General features: G+C 61.5%; 21 protein-coding genes. 10 read left to right on the top strand and 11 right to left on the bottom strand.

Annotated features, from left to right (window positions below):
* Positions 1 to 13 precede the first annotated feature (13 nt).
* Complete coding sequence (locus BLT85_RS00660; protein ID WP_093391242.1) at positions 14 to 1,417, bottom strand: CYTH domain-containing protein; 1,404 nt, start codon at positions 1,415 to 1,417, stop codon at positions 14 to 16.
* A gap of 117 nt (positions 1,418 to 1,534) precedes the next feature.
* On the opposite strand from BLT85_RS00660, the gene BLT85_RS00655 reads away from it, so the two are divergent.
* The 3 genes from BLT85_RS00655 (at position 1,535) to argE (ending at position 4,749) form a co-directional block, all read left to right on the top strand.
* Complete coding sequence (locus BLT85_RS00655) at positions 1,535 to 2,212, top strand: TIGR00153 family protein (protein ID WP_093391238.1); 678 nt, start codon at positions 1,535 to 1,537, stop codon at positions 2,210 to 2,212.
* Between the two features lie 40 nt (positions 2,213 to 2,252).
* Positions 2,253 to 3,512: an inorganic phosphate transporter gene (locus tag BLT85_RS00650; RefSeq protein ID WP_093391235.1), complete on the top strand. Its 1,260-nt coding sequence runs from the start codon at positions 2,253 to 2,255 to the stop codon at positions 3,510 to 3,512.
* Positions 3,513 to 3,579: 67 nt separating this feature from the next.
* On the top strand, positions 3,580 to 4,749 hold the full coding sequence (argE, locus tag BLT85_RS00645; protein WP_093391232.1) for an acetylornithine deacetylase: 1,170 nt from the start codon (positions 3,580 to 3,582) through the stop codon (positions 4,747 to 4,749).
* Here argE and amn read toward each other — a convergent pair.
* On the bottom strand, positions 4,746 to 6,218 hold the full coding sequence (gene amn / locus BLT85_RS00640; protein ID WP_093391229.1) for an AMP nucleosidase: 1,473 nt from the start codon (positions 6,216 to 6,218) through the stop codon (positions 4,746 to 4,748). The two genes, argE and amn, sit on opposite strands and share 4 nt — an antisense overlap.
* 132 nt (positions 6,219 to 6,350) lie before the next feature.
* Between amn and argA the strand changes: the two genes are divergently transcribed.
* Positions 6,351 to 7,637 (top strand): amino-acid N-acetyltransferase, encoded by a 1,287-nt coding sequence (gene argA, locus BLT85_RS00635; protein WP_093391226.1) that lies wholly within the window; start codon positions 6,351 to 6,353, stop codon positions 7,635 to 7,637.
* Positions 7,638 to 7,667: 30 nt separating this feature from the next.
* Here the strand turns inward: argA and yghU are convergent, their stop codons facing one another.
* Positions 7,668 to 8,540, bottom strand: coding sequence for a glutathione-dependent disulfide-bond oxidoreductase (gene yghU, locus BLT85_RS00630; protein WP_093391223.1), 873 nt, complete (start codon positions 8,538 to 8,540; stop codon positions 7,668 to 7,670).
* Between the two features lie 154 nt (positions 8,541 to 8,694).
* Between yghU and ilvD the strand changes: the two genes are divergently transcribed.
* Positions 8,695 to 10,533, top strand: a complete 1,839-nt coding sequence (gene ilvD / locus BLT85_RS00625; RefSeq protein WP_093391219.1) for a dihydroxy-acid dehydratase — start codon at positions 8,695 to 8,697, stop codon at positions 10,531 to 10,533.
* A gap of 289 nt (positions 10,534 to 10,822) precedes the next feature.
* Positions 10,823 to 12,499, top strand: a complete 1,677-nt coding sequence (locus BLT85_RS00620; protein WP_093391216.1) for a putative bifunctional diguanylate cyclase/phosphodiesterase — start codon at positions 10,823 to 10,825, stop codon at positions 12,497 to 12,499.
* Here BLT85_RS00620 and BLT85_RS00615 read toward each other — a convergent pair.
* Genes BLT85_RS00615 through BLT85_RS00600 form a run of 4 tightly spaced genes read right to left on the bottom strand, consistent with a single transcriptional unit; the run spans position 12,472 to position 15,369 of the window.
* On the bottom strand, positions 12,472 to 12,996 hold the full coding sequence (locus BLT85_RS00615) for a dihydrofolate reductase (protein WP_093391213.1): 525 nt from the start codon (positions 12,994 to 12,996) through the stop codon (positions 12,472 to 12,474). The two genes, BLT85_RS00620 and BLT85_RS00615, sit on opposite strands and share 28 nt — an antisense overlap.
* A complete protein-coding gene (locus BLT85_RS00610; RefSeq protein WP_093391210.1) occupies positions 12,993 to 13,787 on the bottom strand; it encodes a thymidylate synthase in 795 nt (264 codons plus the stop codon). Before BLT85_RS00610 ends, BLT85_RS00615 begins: the two co-directional genes overlap by 4 nt.
* On the bottom strand, positions 13,771 to 14,577 hold the full coding sequence (gene lgt / locus BLT85_RS00605; protein ID WP_093391207.1) for a prolipoprotein diacylglyceryl transferase: 807 nt from the start codon (positions 14,575 to 14,577) through the stop codon (positions 13,771 to 13,773). Before lgt ends, BLT85_RS00610 begins: the two co-directional genes overlap by 17 nt.
* Before the next feature lie 9 nt (positions 14,578 to 14,586).
* Positions 14,587 to 15,369, bottom strand: a complete 783-nt coding sequence (locus BLT85_RS00600) for a sulfite exporter TauE/SafE family protein (protein ID WP_093391204.1) — start codon at positions 15,367 to 15,369, stop codon at positions 14,587 to 14,589.
* A 166-nt stretch (positions 15,370 to 15,535) separates the two neighbouring features.
* Between BLT85_RS00600 and BLT85_RS00595 the strand changes: the two genes are divergently transcribed.
* Positions 15,536 to 16,306 (top strand): NRDE family protein, encoded by a 771-nt coding sequence (locus BLT85_RS00595; protein ID WP_093391201.1) that lies wholly within the window; start codon positions 15,536 to 15,538, stop codon positions 16,304 to 16,306.
* Here BLT85_RS00595 and ptsP read toward each other — a convergent pair.
* Both ptsP and rppH read right to left on the bottom strand, forming a co-directional pair.
* On the bottom strand, positions 16,294 to 18,561 hold the full coding sequence (ptsP, locus tag BLT85_RS00590; RefSeq protein ID WP_093391198.1) for a phosphoenolpyruvate--protein phosphotransferase: 2,268 nt from the start codon (positions 18,559 to 18,561) through the stop codon (positions 16,294 to 16,296). The genes BLT85_RS00595 and ptsP overlap by 13 nt on opposite strands.
* Before the next feature lie 2 nt (positions 18,562 to 18,563).
* Positions 18,564 to 19,055 (bottom strand): RNA pyrophosphohydrolase, encoded by a 492-nt coding sequence (gene rppH / locus BLT85_RS00585; protein ID WP_093391195.1) that lies wholly within the window; start codon positions 19,053 to 19,055, stop codon positions 18,564 to 18,566.
* A 157-nt stretch (positions 19,056 to 19,212) separates the two neighbouring features.
* Here rppH and BLT85_RS00580 point away from each other — a divergent pair, with 157 nt between their 5' ends.
* Positions 19,213 to 19,869 (top strand): histidinol-phosphatase, encoded by a 657-nt coding sequence (locus BLT85_RS00580; protein WP_093391192.1) that lies wholly within the window; start codon positions 19,213 to 19,215, stop codon positions 19,867 to 19,869.
* Positions 19,870 to 20,063: 194 nt separating this feature from the next.
* Here the strand turns inward: BLT85_RS00580 and BLT85_RS00575 are convergent, their stop codons facing one another.
* On the bottom strand, positions 20,064 to 21,257 hold the full coding sequence (locus tag BLT85_RS00575; protein WP_093391189.1) for a class I SAM-dependent rRNA methyltransferase: 1,194 nt from the start codon (positions 21,255 to 21,257) through the stop codon (positions 20,064 to 20,066).
* A 110-nt stretch (positions 21,258 to 21,367) separates the two neighbouring features.
* On the opposite strand from BLT85_RS00575, the gene BLT85_RS00570 reads away from it, so the two are divergent.
* Both BLT85_RS00570 and BLT85_RS00565 read left to right on the top strand, forming a co-directional pair.
* Positions 21,368 to 22,252 (top strand): HDOD domain-containing protein, encoded by an 885-nt coding sequence (locus tag BLT85_RS00570; protein ID WP_093391186.1) that lies wholly within the window; start codon positions 21,368 to 21,370, stop codon positions 22,250 to 22,252.
* A 54-nt stretch (positions 22,253 to 22,306) separates the two neighbouring features.
* Complete coding sequence (locus BLT85_RS00565; protein ID WP_093391183.1) at positions 22,307 to 22,819, top strand: glycine cleavage system protein R; 513 nt, start codon at positions 22,307 to 22,309, stop codon at positions 22,817 to 22,819.
* A gap of 52 nt (positions 22,820 to 22,871) precedes the next feature.
* Here the strand turns inward: BLT85_RS00565 and BLT85_RS00560 are convergent, their stop codons facing one another.
* Positions 22,872 to 23,159, bottom strand: a complete 288-nt coding sequence (locus BLT85_RS00560; RefSeq protein WP_093391179.1) for an encapsulin-associated ferritin-like protein — start codon at positions 23,157 to 23,159, stop codon at positions 22,872 to 22,874.
* Positions 23,160 to 23,174: the final 15 nt, after the last annotated feature.

Raw genomic sequence — 23,174 nt, 5'->3', positions numbered from 1 at the left:
TCGATCGCCACGGTCAGCTGTTGAGCTCACGCCAGGCATTGAGCTTGCGCAGGCGCTGACCCTGCTTGCGCAACGCCGCCAGCAGCGCCGGCTGTTGCTCGGCGTCGATCAGCGGGTACTGCTCCAGCAGCGCCTGCAGCTTGTTCAGCTCGCCATACAGGCGATCCGGTTCCGGCACATCGAGCCATTGGCGGAAATGACCAAGCAGGAAATGCAGGCGACCCAGCCGAGGCATCTGGTCCATCCATTCGCTCACCGCTGCGTCCGGCTCATTGTGATGCGGGACCTGCAGTTCCTGGATGTCGCGTGCCGTGGCACCGAGGAGCCAACGCGGCAGAGCCAGCGCACCGACGCGGTCACCGCGCGGAGGACGCTCGACGGTCCAGGCCGCGGTATGCAACCACAGCGCCAGGCCGACGAACAACTGACCCCAGGCGGGGTTTGCGACTGCTGCGGCAAAAATCTTGGGCGCCTGGTCCCGTGCTGCCTGGCCAGCTTCATCATCGGCCCAGCCCGCCAGCACCAGCGGCCGGAAGGTCGCCAACAGCTCATCGAGCGTGGGCAGGAACGGCTGCGCCGTCGAACGGGGCAGACCAAGATCGAAAACTCCGAACATCGCCCGCAACTCACCAAGCGCCACGGTCATGTCACGGAACAGCTTGAACTGGCCGGTATGGCGGAACTGTTCGGCCAGACGCTGGATATGCCCGAGCAATTGCCAGCCCGCACCGCCGATTATCTCGTCGACGCTGCTCTCGGCGTGCCACGCCGTCATCGCCGGGCGGAGCGAGTAGCTCGCCGGGTCAAGAAGACGATAGCCACGTTCGGCCTTGCTGATGTCGCATGGCATCAGCGACAGGTCCTGAGCCAGCTGCAACGCCAGTTCCAGTACCGTCGCTGCCGGTCCTTCACGGACCTCCAACTCGAGCTCGCATATCACTTCCTGACCGCCCTGCGTCTCGACAGTACCCGAGTCCAGCGCCGCCTCGACCTGCACCTGCTGCCCTTCCCGCTCCCAGCCGAGCAGTACCTTGGTGCGTTGGAAATGGGTGGTGAACAGCGGCTCGACGGTCGCGCGGTCGAGATCGGCGAGGCTCGCCGGCCAGCATTCATCATCAAGGCGCGAGAGGTCCAGCTTGTCACTTTCGAGATACCAGTCCCACTCGTTGCGCTCAGATAGCCCGGCCACGCTCTGCCCCCGGCTTTTCAGCGTCTGAATGTAGGTATCACCGTCGCGTCGAATGCGGAGCGCAACCTTGGCGCGGGCCAGATCACGATCTATGGTGTCGAAGTACTGGTTGTACAGCGTCCCGCTTTGCCAGTCTCCGCTGCGCCGCGCGTTGAGCAAGGGGTGTTCACGGAGAGCGTCGAGAGTAGCGGGCGATACCCGTAGCTTTATTTCGGTTTCTTTAGCCATGCCTGTGCCTGTAGCAGAACTCGCGAGGAACGGTGTGTGACCATTCGATGTCGATTTGATGACGCAACGGGGTTCAACCTTTATAATTCGCCGCCTTGATCAAGCCTTGGAGCCGTCATGCCCAGCAATCCGTTTCTTACTCTGTTCGGCCGTTCGCCGATTGGTCCTATGCAACAGCATATCGCCAAGGCGCACGAATGTGCTGCACAGCTGACTCCGTTCATCGATGCAGTGATCGCTGGCGACTGGGTCGAGGCCGAAAAGGTCCAGCAACATATCTGCGTGCTGGAACGGGAAGCCGACAAACTCAAGAAGGACGTGCGTGTCCACCTACCCAAGAGTCTGTTCCTGCCGGTGCCGCGCACCGACCTTCTGGAGCTGCTCAGTGTACAGGACAAAGTCGCCAACCGTGCCAAGGATATCGCCGGCCTGATGCTGGGTCGCCAGATGCAGATCCCCACCCCGCTGCAACCCGCCTTCAAGAGTTTCGTGAAGCGCTCCGTGGATGCCGCAGCCCAGGCGCTGCGCGCGATGAACGAACTCGACGAACTGCTCGAGACCGGTTTTTCCGGCCGCGAAGTGACCTTGGTCGAGCGCATGATCGACGAGCTCGATGCCATCGAACATGACACCGACAACCTGCAGATCAAACTGCGCGCCGAGCTGTTCAAGCTGGAAAAGGAATGGCCGCCGGTCGATGTAATGTTCCTGTATCAGATCATCGAATGGATCGGTGACGTGGCCGACCGTGCGCAACGTGTCGGCAATCGTCTGGAACTGCTCATGGCCCGCTGAGCGGGTCTTTCTTGCATATCGAAAACAGAGTTTTTCAGCTATGACCCTGATTGCGGAATACGGCACCATCCTGCTTGTTCTAGCCTGTCTGTTCGGTTTTTTCATGGCTTGGGGCGTAGGCGCCAACGACGTCGCCAATGCGATGGGCACCTCGGTCGGCTCCAAGGCGCTGACCATCAAGCAGGCGATCATGATCGCCATCGTCTTCGAGTTTCTCGGCGCCTATCTGGCGGGCGGATCGGTTACCCAGACCATCCGCAGCGGTATCGTAGAGGCAGAGATGATTTCGCCTGACGAGATGGTCTTCGGCATGCTTGCCTCGCTGCTGGCGGCTGGCACCTGGCTGTTGATCGCCTCTATCAAGGGTTGGCCGGTATCCACCACACACTCGATTATCGGCGCGGTTATCGGCTTCGGCGCGGTCGGTGTGTCGATGGACGCGGTCAACTGGGGCGGCGTGGTACCCATCGTGGCCAGCTGGGTCATCTCTCCGCTGCTGTCGGGCATCGTCGCTTTCATGTTGTTCATCAGCGTGCACAAGCTGATTCTCGATACCGAAGACCCGTTCCAGAATGCCAAGCGCTACGTGCCGTTCTACATGTTCCTGGTCGGCTTCATCATCACGCTGGTCACTCTCACCAAAGGCTTGAAGCACGTCGGTCTGGAACTGACCACCGTCCAGGGGGTGTTTCTTGCGGCCGGCATGGGCTTGCTGATCATGCTGGTCGGTGTTGCGCTGCTTAGCCGCATCAAGGCTGATCCGGAGGCAGACAAGAGCTTTCACTTCGCCAGCGTGGAAAAGGTCTTTGCCATTCTGATGATCTTCACTGCCTGCGCGATGGCATTCGCCCACGGCTCCAATGATGTCGCCAATGCGGTAGGCCCGCTGGCGGCAATCGTCGGCGTGCTCAACTCAGGTGGCGAAATCGCGTCCAAGTCCGTGGTCCCGGGTTGGGTGCTGCTGTTGGGTGCGATAGGCATCGTTGTTGGTCTGGCGACCTATGGCTACCGGGTGATTGCCACCATCGGCAAGCATATTACCGAGCTGACCCCCAGTCGCGGCTTTGCCGCAGAGCTGGCCACAGCTGCTACCGTCGTGGGCGCCTCGGGCATCGGGCTGCCGGTCTCCACGACGCATACGTTGGTCGGTGCGGTACTGGGCGTAGGTATGGCGCGCGGTATCGGCGCGCTCAACCTGCGGGTCATCGGTACCATTTTCAGCTCCTGGGTGATCACGTTGCCCGCTGGCGCTCTGCTCTCCATCATATTTTTCTACATTCTCCACGGCATTTTCGGCTGACGGGCCGAACCTCGGCGCGTAAGCTGGTCTGAACGTTCAAGATCGCTTACGCCGCCAGGAGCCCGTTATGGCCGTACCCTCGCTCAAGGCGCAGTTCGACGCGCTGCTCAAAGCCCCCTCCATCAGCTGCACACAACCCGAGTTCGATCAGTCCAACATGCCGGTCATCAATCTGCTGGCCGGCTGGCTGGGCGAGATGGGGTTTGCCTGCGACATTCAGCCGATCGAAGGCGAGCCGGGCAAAGCCAATCTGGTTGCAACGCTGGGAAGCGGACCGGGCGGGCTGGTGTTGGCCGGGCACACCGACACGGTGCCGTGCAATCCGGAGAAATGGAATTTCGATCCTTTTGCACTGACCGAAGCCGACGGCCGCTGGTACGGGCTGGGCAGCTGCGACATGAAGGGCTTTTTTCCACTGATCATCGAGGCCGTACGAGGCTACGTTGATCAGCCCTTCCAGCAGCCCCTGATCATACTGGCCACCGCCGACGAAGAGAGCTCGATGAGCGGGGCTCGGGCACTGGCTGCCAGCGGCCAGCCGAAAGCCCGCCATGCGGTCATTGGCGAACCCACCGGGCTGAAGCCGGTGCGGGTGCACAAGGGCATTCTGATGGAAAGAGTCGACATCATCGGCCAGGCCGGCCACTCGTCCGATCCCTCGCTCGGACGCAGCGCACTGGAGGCCATGCACCAGGTTATCGCCGAATTGATCGACCTGCGCGGGCAGTGGCAGAAGCGCTGGAACGATCCGCTTTTCAGCGTCCCGGTGCCAACCATGAATCTGGGCTGCATCCATGGCGGCGACAATCCCAACCGCATTTGCGCCAAATGCGCGTTGGAGTTCGACATCCGCCCGCTTCCCGGCATGGATACCGATGAACTGCGCGCCGACATACAACGCAGGCTCGAGCTTGTCGCTGCGCAACGCCAGGTCGAAATCGCCTACAAGCCGCTGTTCCCAGGCGTCCCTCCGCTAGACACGCCAGCTAATGCGCCCCTGGTACAAGCCTGCGAACAGCTCACCGGCCATAGCGCAGGCAGCGTCGCCTTCGCCACCGAAGGTCCCTATTTCAACCAGGCCGGCATGCAAACCCTGATTCTCGGCCCAGGAGACATCGATCAGGCCCACCAGCCGGATGAATATCTCGCGATGGATCGCATTCAACCGACGGTGGACATCTTGAAGCAGCTGATCGAACGTTTCTGCCTGTCAGCCGAGCCGACTCCGACGACCTAGCGAAACGGTGGTTCGTCGAAGCTGCGCAATTTACGCGAATGCAGCGAGGCGAGCTCGCTGCGCAGCAGCTCCAGCGCGGTAATCCCGATATGCAGGTGCTGGGTCACGGCGCGCTCGTAGAAGGCGCCCGCCGCGCCGGGCAGCTTGATCTCGCTGTGCAGGGGTTTGTCCGACACACACAGTAGCGTGCCATAGGGGACACGCAGCCGGTAACCTTGCGCGGCGATGGTCCCGCTCTCCATGTCGACCGCCACCGCCCGCGCCTGATTGATCAGCGGGCGCTCCTGCGCCCAGCGCAGCTCCCAGTTGCGATCGTCGTAGGTCAACACCGTGCCGGTGCGCAGACGCCGCTTCAGCGCGTCGCCACGGTCGCCGGTGACCTGCGCAGCCGCCTCCTGGAGCGCCTGCTGGACTTCGGCCAAGGCCGGCAGCGGAATGTTCGGCGGAAGGACCCGGTCGAGAATGCCGTCGCGGCGCATATAGGCATGGGCGAGAACGTAATCGCCGATCGTCTGGGATTGGCGCAGCCCCCCGCAGTGACCAATCATCAGCCAGCAATGCGGGCGCATGACGGCCAGGTGATCGGTAATGTTCTTGGCGTTCGACGGGCCGACGCCGATGTTGACCAGCGTAATGCCGTCGCCATCTGCTGCCTGCAGGTGATACGCCGGCATCTGATAGCGATGCCACTGAACGCTGGCGATCAAGGCCTGCATGTCGCCTTCGCTCATGCTTCGGTCGAGCACCACGTTGCCAGGCAGCACCATCCGCTCGAAACGCGAATCCTCAGTGAGCATGTCCAGTCCATGACGGATGAACTGATCGACGTAGCGATGGTAGTTGGTCAGTAGAATCCAAGGCTGGATATGCCTCCAATCGCTCCCGGTGTAATGCACCAGGCGGCGCAGCGAAAAATCCACCCGCGCCGCATCGAACAGCGCCAGCGGCCAGGGGTCCATTTCCTCCCAGTCGCACAGCCCGTCGGCATTGTTGTCCGTCACCGCGGCCAGATCGGTACTCGGGAACACGCGTGCCAGTTCGCCAGCCGTCACGCCGGAGCCGGCCAGCTCGTCACCGCCTTCCACGACGTACGGGTACGGAATCGGCTGCTCGCTGACACCCACCTCGATGACCACGGTGAAATCCTGCATCAGCGGTCGCAACTGCTCGAGCAAGTATTTGCGAAAGGCCTGCGGCTGGGTCACGGTCACGCTGTAGACGCCGGGGACCTGGACCTTGGCGTACGCACGGACGCTGGTCGGGGTCTCACCCGGACATTCGTAGGTGAGGCGGAGTTCAGGGTAGTGAAATGCTGCGGTTTCCTCCGCCGTCGGCCGGGTTCGGTCCCTGATGTAACGCTTGAGGGCGTCGCCCAGCGCAGTCGTGGCCTGCTGGTACAGGGCAGCCAGGCGATCGACGGCTTGTTCCGGGGTGGATACAACTTCGAACGAATCAGAACGCAAACTCACAGGCAGCCTCTCTTTGTGCGGTCTTCAGCAGGATTCATGAATTATCCATAGCATACCCGCTCGTGGCGCGCGCGGTGCTTGATGCCGGCCGACGATTGTCCCTACACTGCCCTTTTCTGCGGAACAGCGCGCATGTCCGACTACGTCAACTGGTTTCGTCACTCAACGCCTTACATCAACACGCATCGCGACACCACGTTCGTCGTGCTGTTGCCCGGCGAGGCGCTGGCTCATCCGAATTTTACCAATATCGTTCACGACATCATGCTGCTCAACAGCCTCGGCGTGCGGCTCGTGCTGGTACACGGATCTCGCCCGCAGATCGAGGAGCGCCAATCCGCCCGCGGCGTCGCATCGCGCTACCACGATGATCTGCGCATCACCGACAGCGACACTCTCGCGTCGGTCATGGACGCCGTCGGTAGCCTGCGCATCGCCATTGAAGCAGCGCTCTGCGTAGCGTCCGGGCAAGGCCCGAGGTTACGCGTGGTCAGCGGCAATTTCGTGACCGCCAAGCCCATCGGCGTAGTGGACGGCGTCGACTTTCATCATACCGGCGAAGTGCGGCGTATCGACCGCAAGGCAATCAACCGCCACCTGGACGAAGAGTCGATCGTTCTGCTTTCCTCGATCGGCTACTCGCCGACCGGCGAAGTGTTCAATCTGGCCTGCGAAGACGTCGCCACCAGCACCGCCAGCTCGCTCGAGGCGGACAAGCTGATCCTGTTCGGCCCGGATACCGGCATCTTCGACGACCAGGGCAACCTGCTTCGCGAACTCAAGCCGACCCGAGCCTTGCCGATCCTCGCCAGGCTCGGCAACAGCCTGCCCGGCACGCTGCTGGCCGCTGCCTGCAAAGTCTGCAACTCCGGCCTGCGGCGCAGCCATATCGTCAGCTTCGCTGACGACGGGGCGCTACTGACCGAGCTGTTCACCCGCGACGGTGGCGGGACCCTGGTCACCCAGGAGCAATTCGAGCAGGTTCGCACCGCGACCATCGAAGATGTCGGCGGCTTGCTAGAATTGCTGCGTCCGCTTGAGGAAGCAGGCATTCTCGTACGTCGGTCGCGGGAGGTACTCGAACGCGAGATCGGTCAGTTCACCATTATCGAACGCGACGGCATGATCATCGGCTGCGCGGCGCTGTATCCGCTGGAAGAGTCAACGTCGGCCGAGCTGGCCTGCGTGGCGATCGATCCGAACTACCGACATGGTCGACGCGGCGACCAGCTGCTCGAGCATATCGAGGCAGAGGCCCGCGCATTGAAGATCGACACGTTATTTGTGCTTACCACACGCACCGCTCACTGGTTCCGTGAGCGCGGATTTGTGCCCAGCTCGGTCGAACGGCTCCCGGCCAAGCGTGCGCAGCTGTACAACTACCAGCGCAACTCCAAGGTCTTCGAGAAGGCGCTGTAGCGCCGGCCGAGCTGGCCCGGCGCCTGGGCTTCAGCTCTGCTTGTCGAGCTTGTCCGCGGTACGCAGGTCGAAGTCGCTGGCATCGTGCCGCTCGGGCAGTTGCTCGGATGGATCGCCCCAGGTCCGGTTGACCATCCGCCCGCGCTTGACGGCCGGCCGTTCGCCAATCTCCTCGGCCCAACGCAGCAGGTTCTTGTAGGTGTGCGCTTGCAGGAATTCGGCGGCGCCATACACCTGATTGGTCGCCACGCCGGCATACCAGGGCCATATGGCCATGTCGGCGATGCTGTATTCCTCCCCGGCGATGAAGCGGTGATTCGCCAGTTGCCGATCAAGCACATCGAGCTGCCGCTTGACCTCCATGGTGTAGCGGTTGATCGGGTATTCGTATTTCTCCGGCGCGTAAGCATAGAAATGGCCGAAGCCGCCACCGAGCATCGGCGCGCTGCCCATCTGCCAGAACAGCCAGTTCAAACATTCGGTTCGCCCGCTGGCACTCTGCGGGATGAACGCGCCGAATTTTTCCGCCAAGTACAGCAGTATGGATCCGGACTCGAAGACACGCTGCGCCGGTTCAACGCTCTGATCGAGCAGTACTGGAATCTTCGAGTTGGGGTTGAGCTCGACGAAACCGCTGCCGAACTGATCGCCCTCACCGATCCGAATCAGGTAAGCGTCATATTCTGCCCCCTCGAAGCCCGCCGCCAACAGCTCCTCGAGCATTATGGTGACTTTCACGCCGTTGGGCGTGGCCAGCGAATACAGCTGCAACGGATGCTTGCCGCGGGGCAATTGCTTGTCGTGCGTCGGCCCGGCGATGGGACGGTTGATGTTGGCAAACTGGCCACCGCTGGCCTTGTCCCAGGTCCATACCTTCGGCGGGGTGTAGGCTGAATCGGTCATAGATACTCCAATGACGTGGGGAATTGAGTGACTGCACCAGAATAGCCGATAGCAGAGACCGCGCAGGGCTTATCAAGTTGTCTTCAGCGCCTGTGAGGTGCGATGCAAACTTGATATGCTTGCCGGCTAGCAACGCATAACGAGACCACCCCCGATGCCCGATTATCGCTCGAAAACCTCCACCTTCGGCCGCAACATGGCGGGCGCCCGCGCGCTATGGCGCGCTACCGGCATGAAGGATGAAGACTTCAAGAAACCCATCATTGCGATCGCCAACTCCTTCACCCAGTTCGTGCCCGGCCACGTCCATCTGAAGGATCTGGGGCAATTAGTGGCTCGGGAAATCGAACGCGCCGGTGGGGTCGCCAAGGAATTCAACACGATCGCCGTGGACGACGGTATCGCCATGGGTCACGACGGCATGCTTTATTCACTGCCTTCGCGTGAAATCATTGCCGACTCGGTGGAATACATGGTCAACGCGCATTGCGCCGACGCCATCGTATGTATCTCCAACTGCGACAAGATCACCCCGGGCATGCTAATGGCTGCGTTGCGGCTGAACATCCCGGTGGTGTTCGTATCCGGCGGCCCGATGGAAGCAGGCAAGACCAAGCTGGCCAGCCACGGCCTGGATCTGGTTGATGCGATGGTGGTCGCTGCCGACGAAAACTCCTCGGATGAAAAGGTAGCCGAGTACGAGCGCAGCGCCTGCCCGACCTGCGGTAGCTGCTCGGGCATGTTTACTGCCAACTCGATGAACTGTCTGACCGAGGCGCTTGGTCTGTCGTTGCCGGGCAACGGCTCGACGCTAGCAACTCATTCCGATCGCGAGCAGCTGTTCCTGCGCGCCGGACGGACAGTAGTCGAGCTATGCAAGCGCTACTACGCCGAGGGCGACGAGAGCGTGCTGCCGCGCAATATCGCCAACTTCAAGGCGTTCGAAAATGCCATGACGCTGGATATCGCGATGGGCGGGTCGACCAACACCATCCTGCACCTGCTCGCCGCAGCGCAGGAAGCGGAAATCCCGTTCGATCTGCGCGACATCGACCGCTTGTCACGCAAGGTACCGCAGCTGTGCAAGGTCGCGCCGAACATCCAGAAATATCACATGGAAGACGTGCACCGCGCAGGCGGCATCTTCAGCATTCTCGGTTCGCTGGCTCGTGGCGGACTGCTGCATACCGACGTACCCACCGTCCATAGCAGCAGCATGGAAGAAGCGATCGCCCTCTGGGACATTACGCAGACAAACGACGAAGACGTTCACACGTTCTTCCGCGCCGGGCCGGCAGGCATACCTACGCAGACCGCGTTCAGTCAGTCGACTCGCTGGGACACGCTGGATGATGACCGGGCCAACGGCTGCATTCGCAGCGTCGAACACGCCTATTCCCAGGAAGGCGGCCTGGCCGTGCTCTACGGAAATATCGCACTCGATGGCTGCGTGGTGAAAACCGCCGGCGTCGACGAGTCGATTCACGTCTTCGAGGGCAACGCCAAAATCTTCGAAAGCCAGGACAGCGCGGTCAAAGGCATCCTTGCTGACGAAGTGAAGTCTGGCGATGTGGTGATCATTCGGTACGAAGGCCCCAAAGGCGGCCCGGGCATGCAGGAAATGCTGTATCCCACCTCTTATTTGAAATCCAAGGGCCTGGGCAAGGAATGTGCCCTGCTGACCGACGGCCGCTTCTCCGGCGGCACGTCAGGTCTGTCGATCGGCCACGCGTCGCCAGAGGCGGCTGCCGGCGGCGCGATCGGCCTGGTGCGTGAGGGCGACAAGATACTGATCGACATCCCGAACCGCAGCATCAACCTGCTGATAAGCGATGAAGAGCTCGCCGAGCGCCGCGCCGAGCAGGATCGCAAGGGCTGGAAGCCGGTGGAGAAACGTCCGCGCAAGGTAACCACTGCGTTGAAAGCCTATGCACTGCTCGCCACCAGCGCCGACAAAGGCGCAGTGCGGGACAAGGCAATGCTGGACGGCTGATGACGACGCCACTCGGAAAGGTAGACTCTGACCTTGCCGAGTGGCTTCATTTCTGAAGCTTCACTGCCTTTTTCCCAGCGCCTCGCTGCGTCAGTTTAATATCATTAAGCCATCAAGCGCTCTCGCCGCGTCAAAACCCCGCCATTCGCAGCCCTCATGCCTACCATCTGTCCGCATTAATTACCATTGATCGCGCAAAACTACTGCTACCAGAATGTGAACGAGCTAACATAATGAGGTCATAACGCGATCACGGACGCGTTTCATCCCTCGCTAGGCACGGACGTTGATGGGCACTAACGTACGGAAACTGTTGCTGGTGGAAGCCGATCCGGACAAGCGAGAGCATTTGCTCTCTCTGTGTCGGCAGCCTCCGCTCGCCTCGTTCGAAGTGGATATCTGCACACAGCCTCGCGAAGCCGTTCATCGCGTAGCCCAGAACACCTATTTTGCCTGTCTGCTACCCAACGACCTGAGCCTCCTGCAGGACGCCCGCCGGGTAGCGTCGGAAACCTTGTATCTGCTGATCAGTGAAGGCGGCGATGCCAGAGGGGATAGCCGCGCGATCGAGCAGGGTGCTGATGAGGTATTGGTCCGCACCAACCTGGACGCCGACCAGATCAACCGCGCGCTCATTCATGGTCAGCTTCGGCGCGACGGTGGCAGCAAACTGGAACGTCAGGCCAAACAGGATCCGCTGACCGGGCTTGGCAATCGGGCGATGCTCGAGGAAGAGCTGGATCGCCTGCTGATCAAGGGCAAGCGCAGCGGATTCGGCTTCGCCCTGCTGTACATCGACCTCGACTACTTCAAGCAGATCAACGACAGTTTCGGCCATGGCCTGGGCGACCTGTTGCTCGCGGTGATCGCCAATCGACTGCGGCGGACCATGCGCCAGGAAGATCTCATCGCCCGCATCGGCGGCGACGAGTTCGTCGCTCTGCTGCAAGATGTCGTCGATGCGAATGACGCGGCACTGATTGCCAGCAAGATCATCCATACGCTCAGCGAACCCATTACCCTCAGCGGTCACCATCTGCTGATTTCCGCCAGCGTCGGCATCGCCATGTATCCGCAGCACGGCCAATCGGCGACCGAGCTATTGCACCACGGCGATCAGGCCTTGTACCGCGCAAAGGCCAACGGTCGCAACGGCTACAGCTTCTTCAATCCGGATGAGCAGGCGCAAACGCGACATAATCTCGATATTGAGCAGGGCCTGCGTCACGGATTGCTGGAAGGTCAGTTCCGTCTGCACTATCAGCCGATCGTCGATACCCGCAACGGGGACACCGTGTCCTGGGAAGCGCTACTGCGCTGGCAGCATCCGCAACTCGGTCTGCTCGCGCCCGACGCGTTCCTCAAGCTTGCCGAGCACAGTGGCCTGATCCTGCCCATGGGTCACTGGGTCATCAGTCAGGCACTGGAAGCGGTCAAGGCCTGGCGCGCCGCCGGCGTGAACTGTCGACTGTCGATCAACCTGAGCGATCGGGAGCTCAAGCAACCGCGCTTCGCCGATCAGCTCAGGCAGCTATTGGCGAATAGCAAGGTGCCTCCGGGCATGGTCCAGCTCGAGTTGCGCGAAGATGCGCTGCTCAAGCACGCCGGACAGGCGGCCGCGCTATGCGAATCGCTGAGCGCGCTGGGCGTCGATATCTGGCTCGATCACTTCGGCGCCGAGTACGGCGCCCTGGGCTATCTGACGAGATTACCTATCAAGGGCATCAAGCTGGATACACGCGAGCTGACGAGCGAGGCTGAAACGGACCATGCGACCTATCTGCGCAACCTGATCAAGCTAGCGCGCAGCCTGGACAAGCAGGTTACGGCCAACTACGTCGAAGATGCCCAGTCCGCCGAACAACTGTCGAGTTGGGGCGGGGATTTCCTGCAAGGCTATTGGATCGGCAAGCCGCGACCGCTTGATGACCTGCTCAGTCAGTCTTCGAGCCTGTCCAGCACCTGATAGCAGTGCGCGGGATAAGCGTCGCCCGCCTCGACGCTGCGCTCTGACGTTACCTTCCACTGACCTTCATCGAAGTCCGGAAACCAGGCATCACCGTCCGGCGCGGCATCCACTTTGGTCAGATACAGACGGCCCGCCCGGTCGAGCAGTTGCTGATAGATGGTCGCTCCGCCGATTACCATCACTTCGTCCACAGCGTCCAGCTCGGCCTGGGCAACGGCAAGCTTGAGCGCCTCATCCAGCGAAGCAGTAACCCGCGCTCCGGCAAGCTCTAGCCCGGCCTGCCCCGTCACGACGATATTGGTGCGCCCCGGCAGTGGTCGACCCAGCGAATCGAAGGTCTTGCGCCCCATGATGATCGGCTTGCCCCAGGTCACGCTGCGAAAATACTTCAGGTCCTCCGGCAGGTGCCACGGCAATTGGTTATCGCGACCTATCACGCGGTTGCGAGCCAGTGCAGCGATCATCGAGATCTTCGGGACTGTTTTTGGGCTCATACGGCGACCGGCGCCTTGATGTGCGGATGCGCCTGGTAGCCGACCAGCTCGAAGTCGTCGAAGCTGAAGGCGAACAGGTCTTTTACGTCAGGGTTGAGCTTCATGGTCGGCAACGGCAGCGGTTCACGGCTGAGCTGCAGGTCCGCCTGCTCGAGGTGGTTGGCGTACAGGTGACAGTCGCCGCCGGTCCAGATGAACTCGCCAGGTTCGAGATCGCAGACCTGGGCCACCATCAACGTCAACAGCGCGTAGCTGGCGATGTTGAAAGGCACGCCAAGAAAGATATCGGCCGAGCGCTGATACAACTGGCAACTGAGCCGGCCGTCAGCAACGTAAAACTGGAAGAGGGCGTGGCATGGTGGGAGAGCCATCTGGTCGACCAGCGCAGGATTCCAAGCCGAGACGATCAGCCGGCGCGAGTCCGGGTTGCTGCGAATCATCTGCAGCAGCTTGCTGATCTGGTCGATCGACTCGCCGTTGGGCGCAGGCCAGGAACGCCACTGGTAACCATATACCGGCCCCAGGTCGCCATTCTCGTCGGCCCACTCATCCCAGATCGAGACCCCGTTTTCCTTGAGATAGGCGATGTTCGTGTCGCCACGCAGGAACCACAGCAGCTCGATGATGATCGAGCGCAGATGGCATTTTTTGGTGGTTACCAGCGGAAAGCCTTCAGCCAGATCAAACCGCATCTGATGGCCGAATACGCTGTAGGTACCGGTCCCGGTACGATCGCTTTTGAAGGTGCCGTTTTCGCGCACCTGTCGCATCAGATCAAGATACTGTTTCACGCTTTGCACTCTCGTTGCGATAGGCCCACATCATCATGCCGGCACCAATCAGGATCATCGGGATACACAACACCTGCCCCATCGTCAGCCAGCCGAAGGCCACGTAACCGATATGCGCATCCGGCTCGCGGACGAACTCGACGAGGAACCGAAACACGCCATAGCAGATGGCGAACAGTCCACTGACCGCCATGGTCGGACGTGGCTTGCTGGAATAGATCCAGAGTATGACGAATAGCGCCACACCCTCCAAGGCAAACTGGTATAGCTGAGACGGGTGCCGGGCCAGCTGCAGCGGATCGGTGGGAAACACCATTGCCCATGGCACATCAGTCGGTTTGCCCCAAAGCTCGGCATTGATGAAGTTGCCGATCCGCCCGGCTCCGAGCCCGATCGGCACCAGTGGCGCGATGAAATCCATCAGCTCGAAGAAGCCCTTGTTGTTGCGCCAGGCAAACCAGCCAACCGCAAGCAGGACGCCGATCAACCCGCCATGGAACGACATGCCGCCCCGCCATATCTGCAGAATCAGGCTCGGATCGTTGATATACGCAGGGAGATCATAAAACAGTACGTACCCGAGCCGCCCTCCGGCAATGACGCCGAGAGCCACCCAGAACACCAGATCGGACAGCTTGTCCTTCGACCAGGTTGGATCGAACTGGTCCAGGCGCCGCCCGGCGAGCCACCAGGCGCCCCCGATGCCAACCAGGTACATCAGACCATACCAGTGGATCTGCAGCGGCCCGAGGGACACCGCGACCGGATCGATTTGCGGATAAGGCAACATGAGGTATCCCTACGTGAGGAAGTTGATTCCAACGCCCAGCAGCAACAGGGCGAACAGTCGCTTGAGCAGTCGCTGCGACAGACGATGCGCGAGCCGCGCACCGAAACCGGCAAACAGCATACTGGTCGCAGCGATGCCGACCAATGCCGGCAGATAGATATAGCCCAGGCTCCATTCGGGTCGCGGCTGTACCGACCAGCCGGTCCAGACGAAACTGATCGCACCGGCGATGGCGATCGGCAATCCGCAGGCCGACGAAGTCGCGACGGCTTGCTGCATCGGTACGCTGCGCCAGACCAGAAAGGGTACGGTCAGCGAGCCGCCGCCGATACCGAAGATGGTCGAGGCCCAGCCAATCACGCCACCAGCTGCTGCCAGCCCCGGCTTGCCCGGCACGTCCCGCCCGGCTTTTGGCTTGAGTTCGAAAGCCATCTGGATGGCCACACAGATAGCGAACACGCCGATGATTCGCTGCAGTAGCGGACCATCGATCAGCGCCGCCGTCAGCGCGCCGAAGACCGACCCTATGACGATGCCGAACGTCATCCAGACGAACAGCGGCCAGCGCACGGCGCCCTTGAGATGGTGCGCGCGAATGGCGTTGACCGAGGTGAAAGCGATGGTTGCCAGCGAGGTGCCCACCGCCATATGCGTCAGCACATCCGGAGAGAAACCCTGGGCGGCGAAACTGTAGACCAGTACCGGCACGATGATCATGCCCCCGCCCACACCGAACAGCCCGGCGAGCGTCCCGGCAAAACCACCCAGCAGTAGATATAACAGGAACTCCACGGCACACCCTTCGCTTGAAATCCAGTAGTCGACACCTGACGCAGCAGGCCCGCTAGTGTAGCGGAAAAGCCATCGACGGTCCGCCTGGCTGGCGCCTTGCCTGTCCCTGGCTCGCTGCCCTGCCCACGCCCAAGCCGCTACAATGCGGCAAACAAGGGAGAACCACATGTGTCTGATAGCGCTAGCGTGGCAGGTTTCCGAGCAACCCCTGGTACTGCTCGGCAATCGGGACGAATTTCACGCGCGACCGACGCGGGAAGCGCAGTTCTGGGCTGATGAAGGGTGGCCGGACTTGCTCGCGGGGAAAGACCTCGAGGCGGGCGGCAGCTGGCTCGGCGTGACGCGCAGCGGCCGTTTCGCTGCGCTGACCAATATCCGAACGCCGGGCGCACCGGTGGGGCTGCGCTCGCGTGGTGAGCTGGTCGCCGGGTTCCTGACTTCGACGCTGTCGCCCCGGCATTATCTCGACGGGATTGAGGCGCATTGCAAGGAGTTCGGCGGATTCAACCTGCTGGTCGGGGATATCGAACAGCTGTGCTACCTGAACAGTCATGAGGCTCTGCCGCGCGAACTGCGGCCAGGCTACTACGGCCTGTCGAATGCTGCGCTGGATGCTCCCTGGCCGAAGCTCACGGCGTTACGGACCGGGCTACAACGCGCGACGCTCACCGAAACCGAGGCGCTGATGGCGCTTCTCGCCGACCCTCGACAGTATCCGGACGAACAACTGCCGAAAACCGGGGTGAGCCTCGACTGGGAGCGAGCGCTATCGGCCGCATTCATCGTCGGCGAAGCCTACGGAACCCGAGCCAGCTCTGTGTTGCGGATCACTGCTGATGAGCGGGTGGAGCTCGTCGAGAGGCGCTTTGGCCCGGGAGCGGTGGAACTGGGGGAATCGCGCTACGAATTCGCGCTGGAAGCGGATCAGCGCGCCTGACTGAGCACCTTGCCCAGGCCCATGTTGCGCAGGGCGAGATGCAGCGTCGCCTGCACCAGATGCGGATTGTCCAGCTCGACGACTTCATCAAGCAGCGCCTTGGCGTCGCTCAGGGTGATCTGCCGGAGCAGCCACTTCACCCGCGGCAGATTGGTGGCGTTCATTGACAGTACGTCGCAACCCATTGCCATCAGCAACACTGCCGCGGCCGGATCGCCCGCCATTTCGCCACACACGCTCATCGGCTTGCCGGCCTCGCGGCAGGCAGCGGCGACCAGGGTCAATGCCTGCAGCACCGCAGGATGCATCGAATGGTATAGATCAGCCACCCGCGGGTTATTACGATCGACTGCCAACAGGTATTGGGTCAGGTCATTGGTACCCACCGAAAGGAAGTCGACCAGCTGAATCAGCTCGCGCGCCTGGTAGACCGCCGCAGGCACTTCGATCATCACCCCGACCGGCGGCATGGGCACGTCTACGCCTTCGTCCAGCACTTCGCTGTAAGCGCGGTGAATCAGATGCTGGGCTTCTTCGACCTCGAACGGGCTGCTGATCATCGGTAGCATGATGCGCAGATTGTTCAGCCCCTGGCTGGCCTTGAGCATCGCGCGGGTCTGCACCAGGAAAATTTCCGGGTGATCCAGCGTCACGCGAATACCGCGCCAGCCGAGGAAGGGGTTGTCTTCCTTGATCGGAAAATAGGTCAGCGCCTTGTCCCCGCCGATATCCAGCGTACGCATGGTCACCGGCAATGGGTGAAACGCCTCGAGCTGTTCGCGGTAGGTCGCCTGCTGCTCTTTCTCGCTGGGAAAGCGGTCCTGAATCATGAACGGCACTTCGGTGCGATACAGGCCGACCCCTTCCGCCCCGCGATCAAGCGACCGAGCAACGTCCGCCAGCAAGCCGGTGTTGACCAGTAACGGCATGCGGTGACCGTCCGGGGTCACGCAGGGCACGTCGCGCAGCTGCTCGAGACCCTGAACCAGCTCGCGCTCTTCGTGAATGAGTTCGTTGTACTGGCGGCGCAGCTCCGCCGACGGGTTGCAGTAGACCTCGCCATGGTTGCCATCGACGATGAGTTCGAGGCCGTCCATCCGCGTATAGGGCAGATCCAGCGCGCCCATGACCGTCGGAACGCCCATCGCGCGGGCGAGAATGGCGACGTGCGAGCTGCCCGAGCCAAGCACCGAAACCAGCCCGACCAGCTTTTCCTTGGGGACTTCACCGAGCATGACCGGCGAAAGCTCTTCGCTGACCAGAATGGTCTGGTCCGGGAACACTCGCTCCTGCCTGCCTGCTTCCTGGAGATAGGCCAGGATTCGGCGCCCGAGGTCCTTTACGTCCGAAGCGCGCTCACGCAGATACGGATCATCCATCAATTCGAAGCGGGTGACATGGGCGGTCACCACATCGCGCAGCGCGCCCTGGGCCCACTGCCCCCGGTTGATGACCTCACGCACCTCGTTGCCCAGCGCCGCATCGTCGAGCATCATCTGGTAAACATCGAACAGTGCCAGCTCTTCCGGACGTAACTGCGGCGACAGCTTGACCGAGAGCGCCTGCATATCGCTGCGTACCGCTGCCACCGCCTCACGGAACAGATCCATTTCGGCTTCGACATCGGTGACGGTCTTGTCCGGCACGGCCTTGAGGTCCGCAGGCGGCAGTATCACCACCGCCTGACCGATAGCCACACCCGGCGCGCCGGGCACGGCGTCGAAACGGGTATCCTGAACGACCTCGCCGCCCCAGCCCAACCCGCGGATCGAACCGGTGGCCTCGGCATGGGCGATGACCCCGGCCAGCTGCGCGCTCATGGTGACCAGGAAGGCTTCCTCGCCCTCATCGAACTGGCGCCGCTCCTTCTGCTGTACGACCAACACGCCCATCACCCGGCGGTGGTGAATGATCGGCACGCCGAGGAACGATGCGTAGCGCTCCTCGCCGGTCTCGGCGAAATAGCGGAATCTGGGATGCGATGCCGCATCCTCGAGATTGACCGGCTCCTCGCGGGCACCGACATAGCCGATCAGGCCTTCGTTGGTTCCCAGGCTGACGACACCCACCGCGCCCTTGTTCAGACCTTCGGTGGCCATCAGCACGTAACGAGTGGAGTCGGGATCGAGCAGATAGACAGAGCACACCTCGGTGCCCATGGCGCCACGCACTCGCTGCACGATGATATCCAGGGCGCTGGTCAGATCCCTTGCGGAATTGACCTCCTGGACAATGCGGCGCAGCGTAGCGAGCATGCTCAACACTCCGTGAGTTCGCCGAGGGGCAGACGGGGCGCCAGCTCCTTCATCGCCCGCCGATACACGTCACGCTTGAACGCGACAACCTGGCCGAGCGGATACCAGTAGCTGACCCAGCGCCAGCCGTCGAACTCGGGTTTCGGACTCTTGGTCATGCAGACGCGGGCTTCATCGGCTTTCAGGCGCAACAGAAACCACTTTTGTTTCTGTCCCACGCAGACTGGCTGGGAATGGCTGCGGATCAACCGCTGTGGCAGGCGATATCGCAACCAGCCACGGGTACAAGCGAGGATTTCCACATCTTCCGGTAGCAGGCCCACTTCCTCGTGCAGCTCGCGGTACAAGGCCTGTTCCGGGCTCTCGTTGCGCTGTATACCACCCTGCGGAAACTGCCAGGCGTCCTGACCGATGCGGCGAGCCCACAGCACCTGGCCCAACCCATTGGTCAGGATAATGCCTACATTTGGACGGAAACCATCGGGATCGATCACAGCCTGAATCTCTTGTCATGCTATCGATTGCATTGTTCCACAAAGAAGCGCGGCGCAGCAATTGCTCAAATCCGCAGCCAGCCAAGCATTTGCGCCGCGACTGCTTTATGCTTTTGCCCCTGCTGACTATTAACACAACTTCGACAAGGAGCCGCCCGTGGCACTGGCGATTTTCGATCTCGACAACACCCTGCTCGGCGGCGACAGCGACCACGCCTGGGGCGACTTCATCAGTTCGCGCAATCTGGTCGATGCACAGGCCTACCGCGCGCGTAACGATGCGTTTGCCGAGGCGTATGCGGCGGGTACGCTGGACATCGAAGAGTACCTGAACTTCGCGCTGGAGCTGCTGGGCCAGCATCCCGATGACCAGCTCGATGCCTGGCACGCGGAATTCATGACATCCAAAATCGATCCGATTATTCTGCCGGCTGCGCTCGATCTGATCGAGAAGCACCGCCAGGCCGGCGACACGCCGATGATCATCACCGCGACCAACCGCTTCGTCACCGCTCCCATTGCGCGCAAGCTGGGGATCGACATCCTGCTGGCAACCGAATGCGAGCGCACTGATGGTCGTTACACCGGCCGTACCACGGACGTGCCCTGCTTCCGCGAAGGCAAGGTAACGCGTTTGCAGCGTTGGCTGGAGGAAAACGACGAAAGTCTGGCAGGCAGCTACTTCTATAGCGACTCGCAGAACGACCTGCCGCTGCTGCGCATGGTCGACCACCCGGTCGCGGTGGATCCTGACGATACGTTGCATGCACACGCGCTGGCGCACGCCTGGCCCGTGATCAGCCTGCGCGGATAACTACGCGCCTGGCTCTGTTGAAGATGATGCGATCCGGGCCGACTCACGGATAAGGCGGGTCGGACCGTCCGCGGCAGGGATGCCGCGGCCGAGCTACAGGGACGTACTCGCTGCGTGTCCGGGCCGGGGCCGGGGCGGGGCTGACGGTGCGCCTACACGACCCATCCCACCGCATAACGGCCGCACGACCAAACTTAAACCGGCAACACCCGACAGAAGTACGCTTTGATATACCCCGTCTCTGGAATAGCCGGATGCAGCGGATGGTCAGCACCCTGGAAGCCCCGCTCGGCGATAACCAGATGGCGATCGAGGTGTCGACTGGAGGCCAGCAGAATATCGCGCAGGCTGTCTTCGGCCAGGTGCATCGAGCATGACGCCGACACCAGGATCCCGTCCTTGTTGAGCATGCGCATGGCCTGCTCGTTCAAGCGCCGGTAGGCTGCCTCTCCGTTGCGGACATCCTTGCGTTTCTTGATGAACGCCGGCGGATCGGCGATGACCACGTCGAACTTTTCGCCAGCAGATTTGAGCTCGCGCAGCGCATCCATCACGTCGCCTTCGACCACGGTCATCTTCTCGGCCACGCCGTTCAGCTGCGCGTTGTGCTCGACCAGATCCAGCGCGGGCGCGGAGCTATCCACACACATCACTTCGCTGGCGCCGAAGACGGCGGCCTGGACACCCCAGCCCCCGATGTAACTATACAAATCCAGAACCCGCTTACCGTCGACATAGGGTGCCAGCCGCGCGCGGTTCATGCGGTGATCGTAAAACCAGCCGGTCTTCTGACCGTACCAGACGGGGGCTTCGAAGCGGACGCCGTTTTCTTCCAGCTCCACGCGCTCAGGTACATCACCATGGGCGACTTCGACGTAGGGCGGCAGGCCTTCCTGCGTGCGTGCCGCGTTGTCGTTCTTGAACAGCACACCGGCGGGCCTGAACACCTGTGCCAGCGCCTCGACAACCGCCTCGCGCACCTGCTCCATCCCAGGCGTGGAGATCTGCACAACGAAATAATCACCGAAACGGTCGATCACCAGACCTGGCAGCAGATCCGAGTCACCGTAGACCAACCGATAAAAAGGTTTGTCGAACAGTTTTTCGCGCAGGCTCAAGGCGATCTTGAAGCGATGGACCAGCAATGGCTTGTCCAGCGTGTGCGAAGTGTCGCGGCTATGTAGTCGCGCGCAGATCAGGTTGTTCGGGCTCACCGTGGCCAGGCCCAGCGGCTTGCCCTGGGCAGTCTCGATCACCACTTCCTGCCCGGCCTGGAGCGCGGTAAGCGGCGTCTGGGCGATATCCACCTCATTGCTGAAGACCCACAGGTGACCTCCCTTTAGGCGGCGATCGCTGTTGGATTTCAAGCGCAGGCTGGGAAGGTTCATGCAAACTCCGGTACGAAGGGATGAAAATGACGAGGCCGCGCATTATACGGGTGCCAAGCCGCGCGGTCTCCGGCTAAACTCGCGTTCGGGCCAATACAGAGTAGCAGTCGATGGGAAACGATCTTACGGATGAGCAGATCAGGAACGCGCTGCAGGGAATCAGCGTCCCACCCCAGCCGCAGATCATGGTCGACCTGCAGATGGAGCAGGTCATGCCGGACCCTGACCTCAAGAGCATCGCACGGCTGATCAGCCAGGACCCGGGGTTGTCCGGCAGCCTGCTGAAAGTCGTCAATTCGCCCTTCTTCGGTCTGGCCAATCGCATCACGTCGATTCAGCAGGCCGTCAATCTGCTCGGCGTTCGGCGCGTCATCAATATCGTCAACGCTCAATCGATCCGCGGCGAGCTGACCGACGAGAATATCGTCAACCTCAACCGCTTCTGGGACAGTGCGCAGGATGTTGCAATGACCTGCATGACGTTGGCCAAGCGGATTGGCTGCCTGGAGCCGGACGAGGCGTATGCGCTGGGGCTGTTCCATAATTGCGGCATTCCACTGATGCTGGCCCGCTTCCCCTATTACATCGAGGTGATGGAGGAATCCTATGCGCAGTCCGGTCAACGCATCGTCGACATCGAGAACCAGCGCCTGAACACCAACCATGCCGTGATCGGCTATTTCACCGCCAAATCCTGGCTGCTGCCGCGTCATCTGTGCGAGGCGATCGCCAGTCACCACAACGCGCAGCAGGTGTTCGCCGAAACCACCGCAGGTGATGCCGAGCTGAAGAACCTGCTGGCGATTCTGAAGATGGCCGAGCATATTTGCCAAGCCTACCGGGTTCTCGGCAGCAGCCAGCACGATCACGAGTGGGACGCGGTAGGGGCGCAAATCCTGGAATATGTCGGTCTATCCGAGTACGACTTCGAAAACCTCGAAGCGTCATGCCAGGACATGATGGCGACCGGCGAAGGCCGCTACTACCATGACTGACTGCACATCAATGCCATAACCGGTGCTCGACGCGCCGCAGCCAAGGAGCCAAGCATGACCACCCCGCTCGTTCTTACCGTGATCTCGGCAGACAAACCGGGCCTCGTGGAAAGCATCGCCCAGGCGATCACCCGCCACGGCGGCAACTGGCTGGAAAGTCGCATGGCGCGTATGGCCGGTCAATTCGCCGGCATCCTGCGCGTGGACATCGCCAGCGACAGGGTCGACGCGCTTCGCCTGGATCTGGATGCCTTGAAGGCGCAGGAAATCAATATTCAGGTCACTGTCAGCGGTATGGCAGAGGAAGCCGGACACAGAGTGCTGCAGCTGAGCCTGGTCGGCAATGACCGCCCCGGTATCGTTCACGAGGTGTCACAGATACTGGTTCGCCATGGCGTGAACGTGGAGGAACTGGAAACCCAGTGCACCCCGGCACCGATGAGTGCGGACCTGCTGTTCCGTGCCCAGGCACGGCTTGGCGTGCTGCCGCAGACTGACCTGTCAGCGCTGCGTCACGACCTGGAAAATCTGGCAGATGATCTGATGGTGGAGCTCAGCGAAGACTGATCCACCGCTTCGCGCAAGCATGACAGCGGACAAGCGTCCGCTGTCGAACGACTCAATCGTGATCGATCGGCGCATCCTTGAACAGGAACTTGCGCAGCTGCTCATCGAAGCCGGGATCACGGCGACGGATCCATTCGAGCATCATCGCTGCATGCTCCTTTTCTTCATCGCGATTGTGTTGAAGCAGCTTTCTCAGCTCTTCGTCCTTGGTCGCGTCCATCCGCTGGTTGTACCAGTCAACGGCCTCCAGCTCCTCCATCAGCGAGACGATGGCCCGGTGCATGTCGCGGGATTCGTCGCTGAGTTCGGACGTAGGCTCGTGATAACCTTCATTGGACATGGGTCTCTCCTCTTT

It is taken from the genome of Halopseudomonas xinjiangensis (assembly GCF_900104945.1).
GTDB classification, from domain to species: domain Bacteria; phylum Pseudomonadota; class Gammaproteobacteria; order Pseudomonadales; family Pseudomonadaceae; genus Halopseudomonas; species Halopseudomonas xinjiangensis.
This window is presented reverse-complemented; position numbering and strand designations above follow the sequence as displayed.

Excerpts from the sequence above, each read along its gene's own strand:
- BLT85_RS00660 (WP_093391242.1), bottom strand. The coding sequence starts at position 1,417 with ATGGCTAAAGAAACCGAAATAAAGCTACGGGTATCGCCCGCTACTCTC.
- BLT85_RS00655 (WP_093391238.1), top strand. The coding sequence starts at position 1,535 with ATGCCCAGCAATCCGTTTCTTACTCTGTTCGGCCGTTCGCCGATTGGT.
- argE (WP_093391232.1), top strand. The coding sequence starts at position 3,580 with ATGGCCGTACCCTCGCTCAAGGCGCAGTTCGACGCGCTGCTCAAAGCC.
- ptsP (WP_093391198.1), bottom strand. The coding sequence starts at position 18,561 with ATGCTCGCTACGCTGCGCCGCATTGTCCAGGAGGTCAATTCCGCAAGG.
- BLT85_RS00650 (WP_093391235.1), top strand. The coding sequence starts at position 2,253 with ATGACCCTGATTGCGGAATACGGCACCATCCTGCTTGTTCTAGCCTGT.
- BLT85_RS00565 (WP_093391183.1), top strand. The coding sequence starts at position 22,307 with ATGACCACCCCGCTCGTTCTTACCGTGATCTCGGCAGACAAACCGGGC.
- BLT85_RS00615 (WP_093391213.1), bottom strand. The coding sequence starts at position 12,996 with ATGAGCCCAAAAACAGTCCCGAAGATCTCGATGATCGCTGCACTGGCT.
- yghU (WP_093391223.1), bottom strand. The coding sequence starts at position 8,540 with ATGACCGATTCAGCCTACACCCCGCCGAAGGTATGGACCTGGGACAAG.
- lgt (WP_093391207.1), bottom strand. The coding sequence starts at position 14,577 with ATGTTGCCTTATCCGCAAATCGATCCGGTCGCGGTGTCCCTCGGGCCG.
- BLT85_RS00595 (WP_093391201.1), top strand. The coding sequence starts at position 15,536 with ATGTGTCTGATAGCGCTAGCGTGGCAGGTTTCCGAGCAACCCCTGGTA.
- BLT85_RS00575 (WP_093391189.1), bottom strand. The coding sequence starts at position 21,257 with ATGAACCTTCCCAGCCTGCGCTTGAAATCCAACAGCGATCGCCGCCTA.
- BLT85_RS00560 (WP_093391179.1), bottom strand. The coding sequence starts at position 23,159 with ATGTCCAATGAAGGTTATCACGAGCCTACGTCCGAACTCAGCGACGAA.
- argA (WP_093391226.1), top strand. The coding sequence starts at position 6,351 with ATGTCCGACTACGTCAACTGGTTTCGTCACTCAACGCCTTACATCAAC.
- BLT85_RS00570 (WP_093391186.1), top strand. The coding sequence starts at position 21,368 with ATGGGAAACGATCTTACGGATGAGCAGATCAGGAACGCGCTGCAGGGA.
- ilvD (WP_093391219.1), top strand. The coding sequence starts at position 8,695 with ATGCCCGATTATCGCTCGAAAACCTCCACCTTCGGCCGCAACATGGCG.
- BLT85_RS00620 (WP_093391216.1), top strand. The coding sequence starts at position 10,823 with ATGGGCACTAACGTACGGAAACTGTTGCTGGTGGAAGCCGATCCGGAC.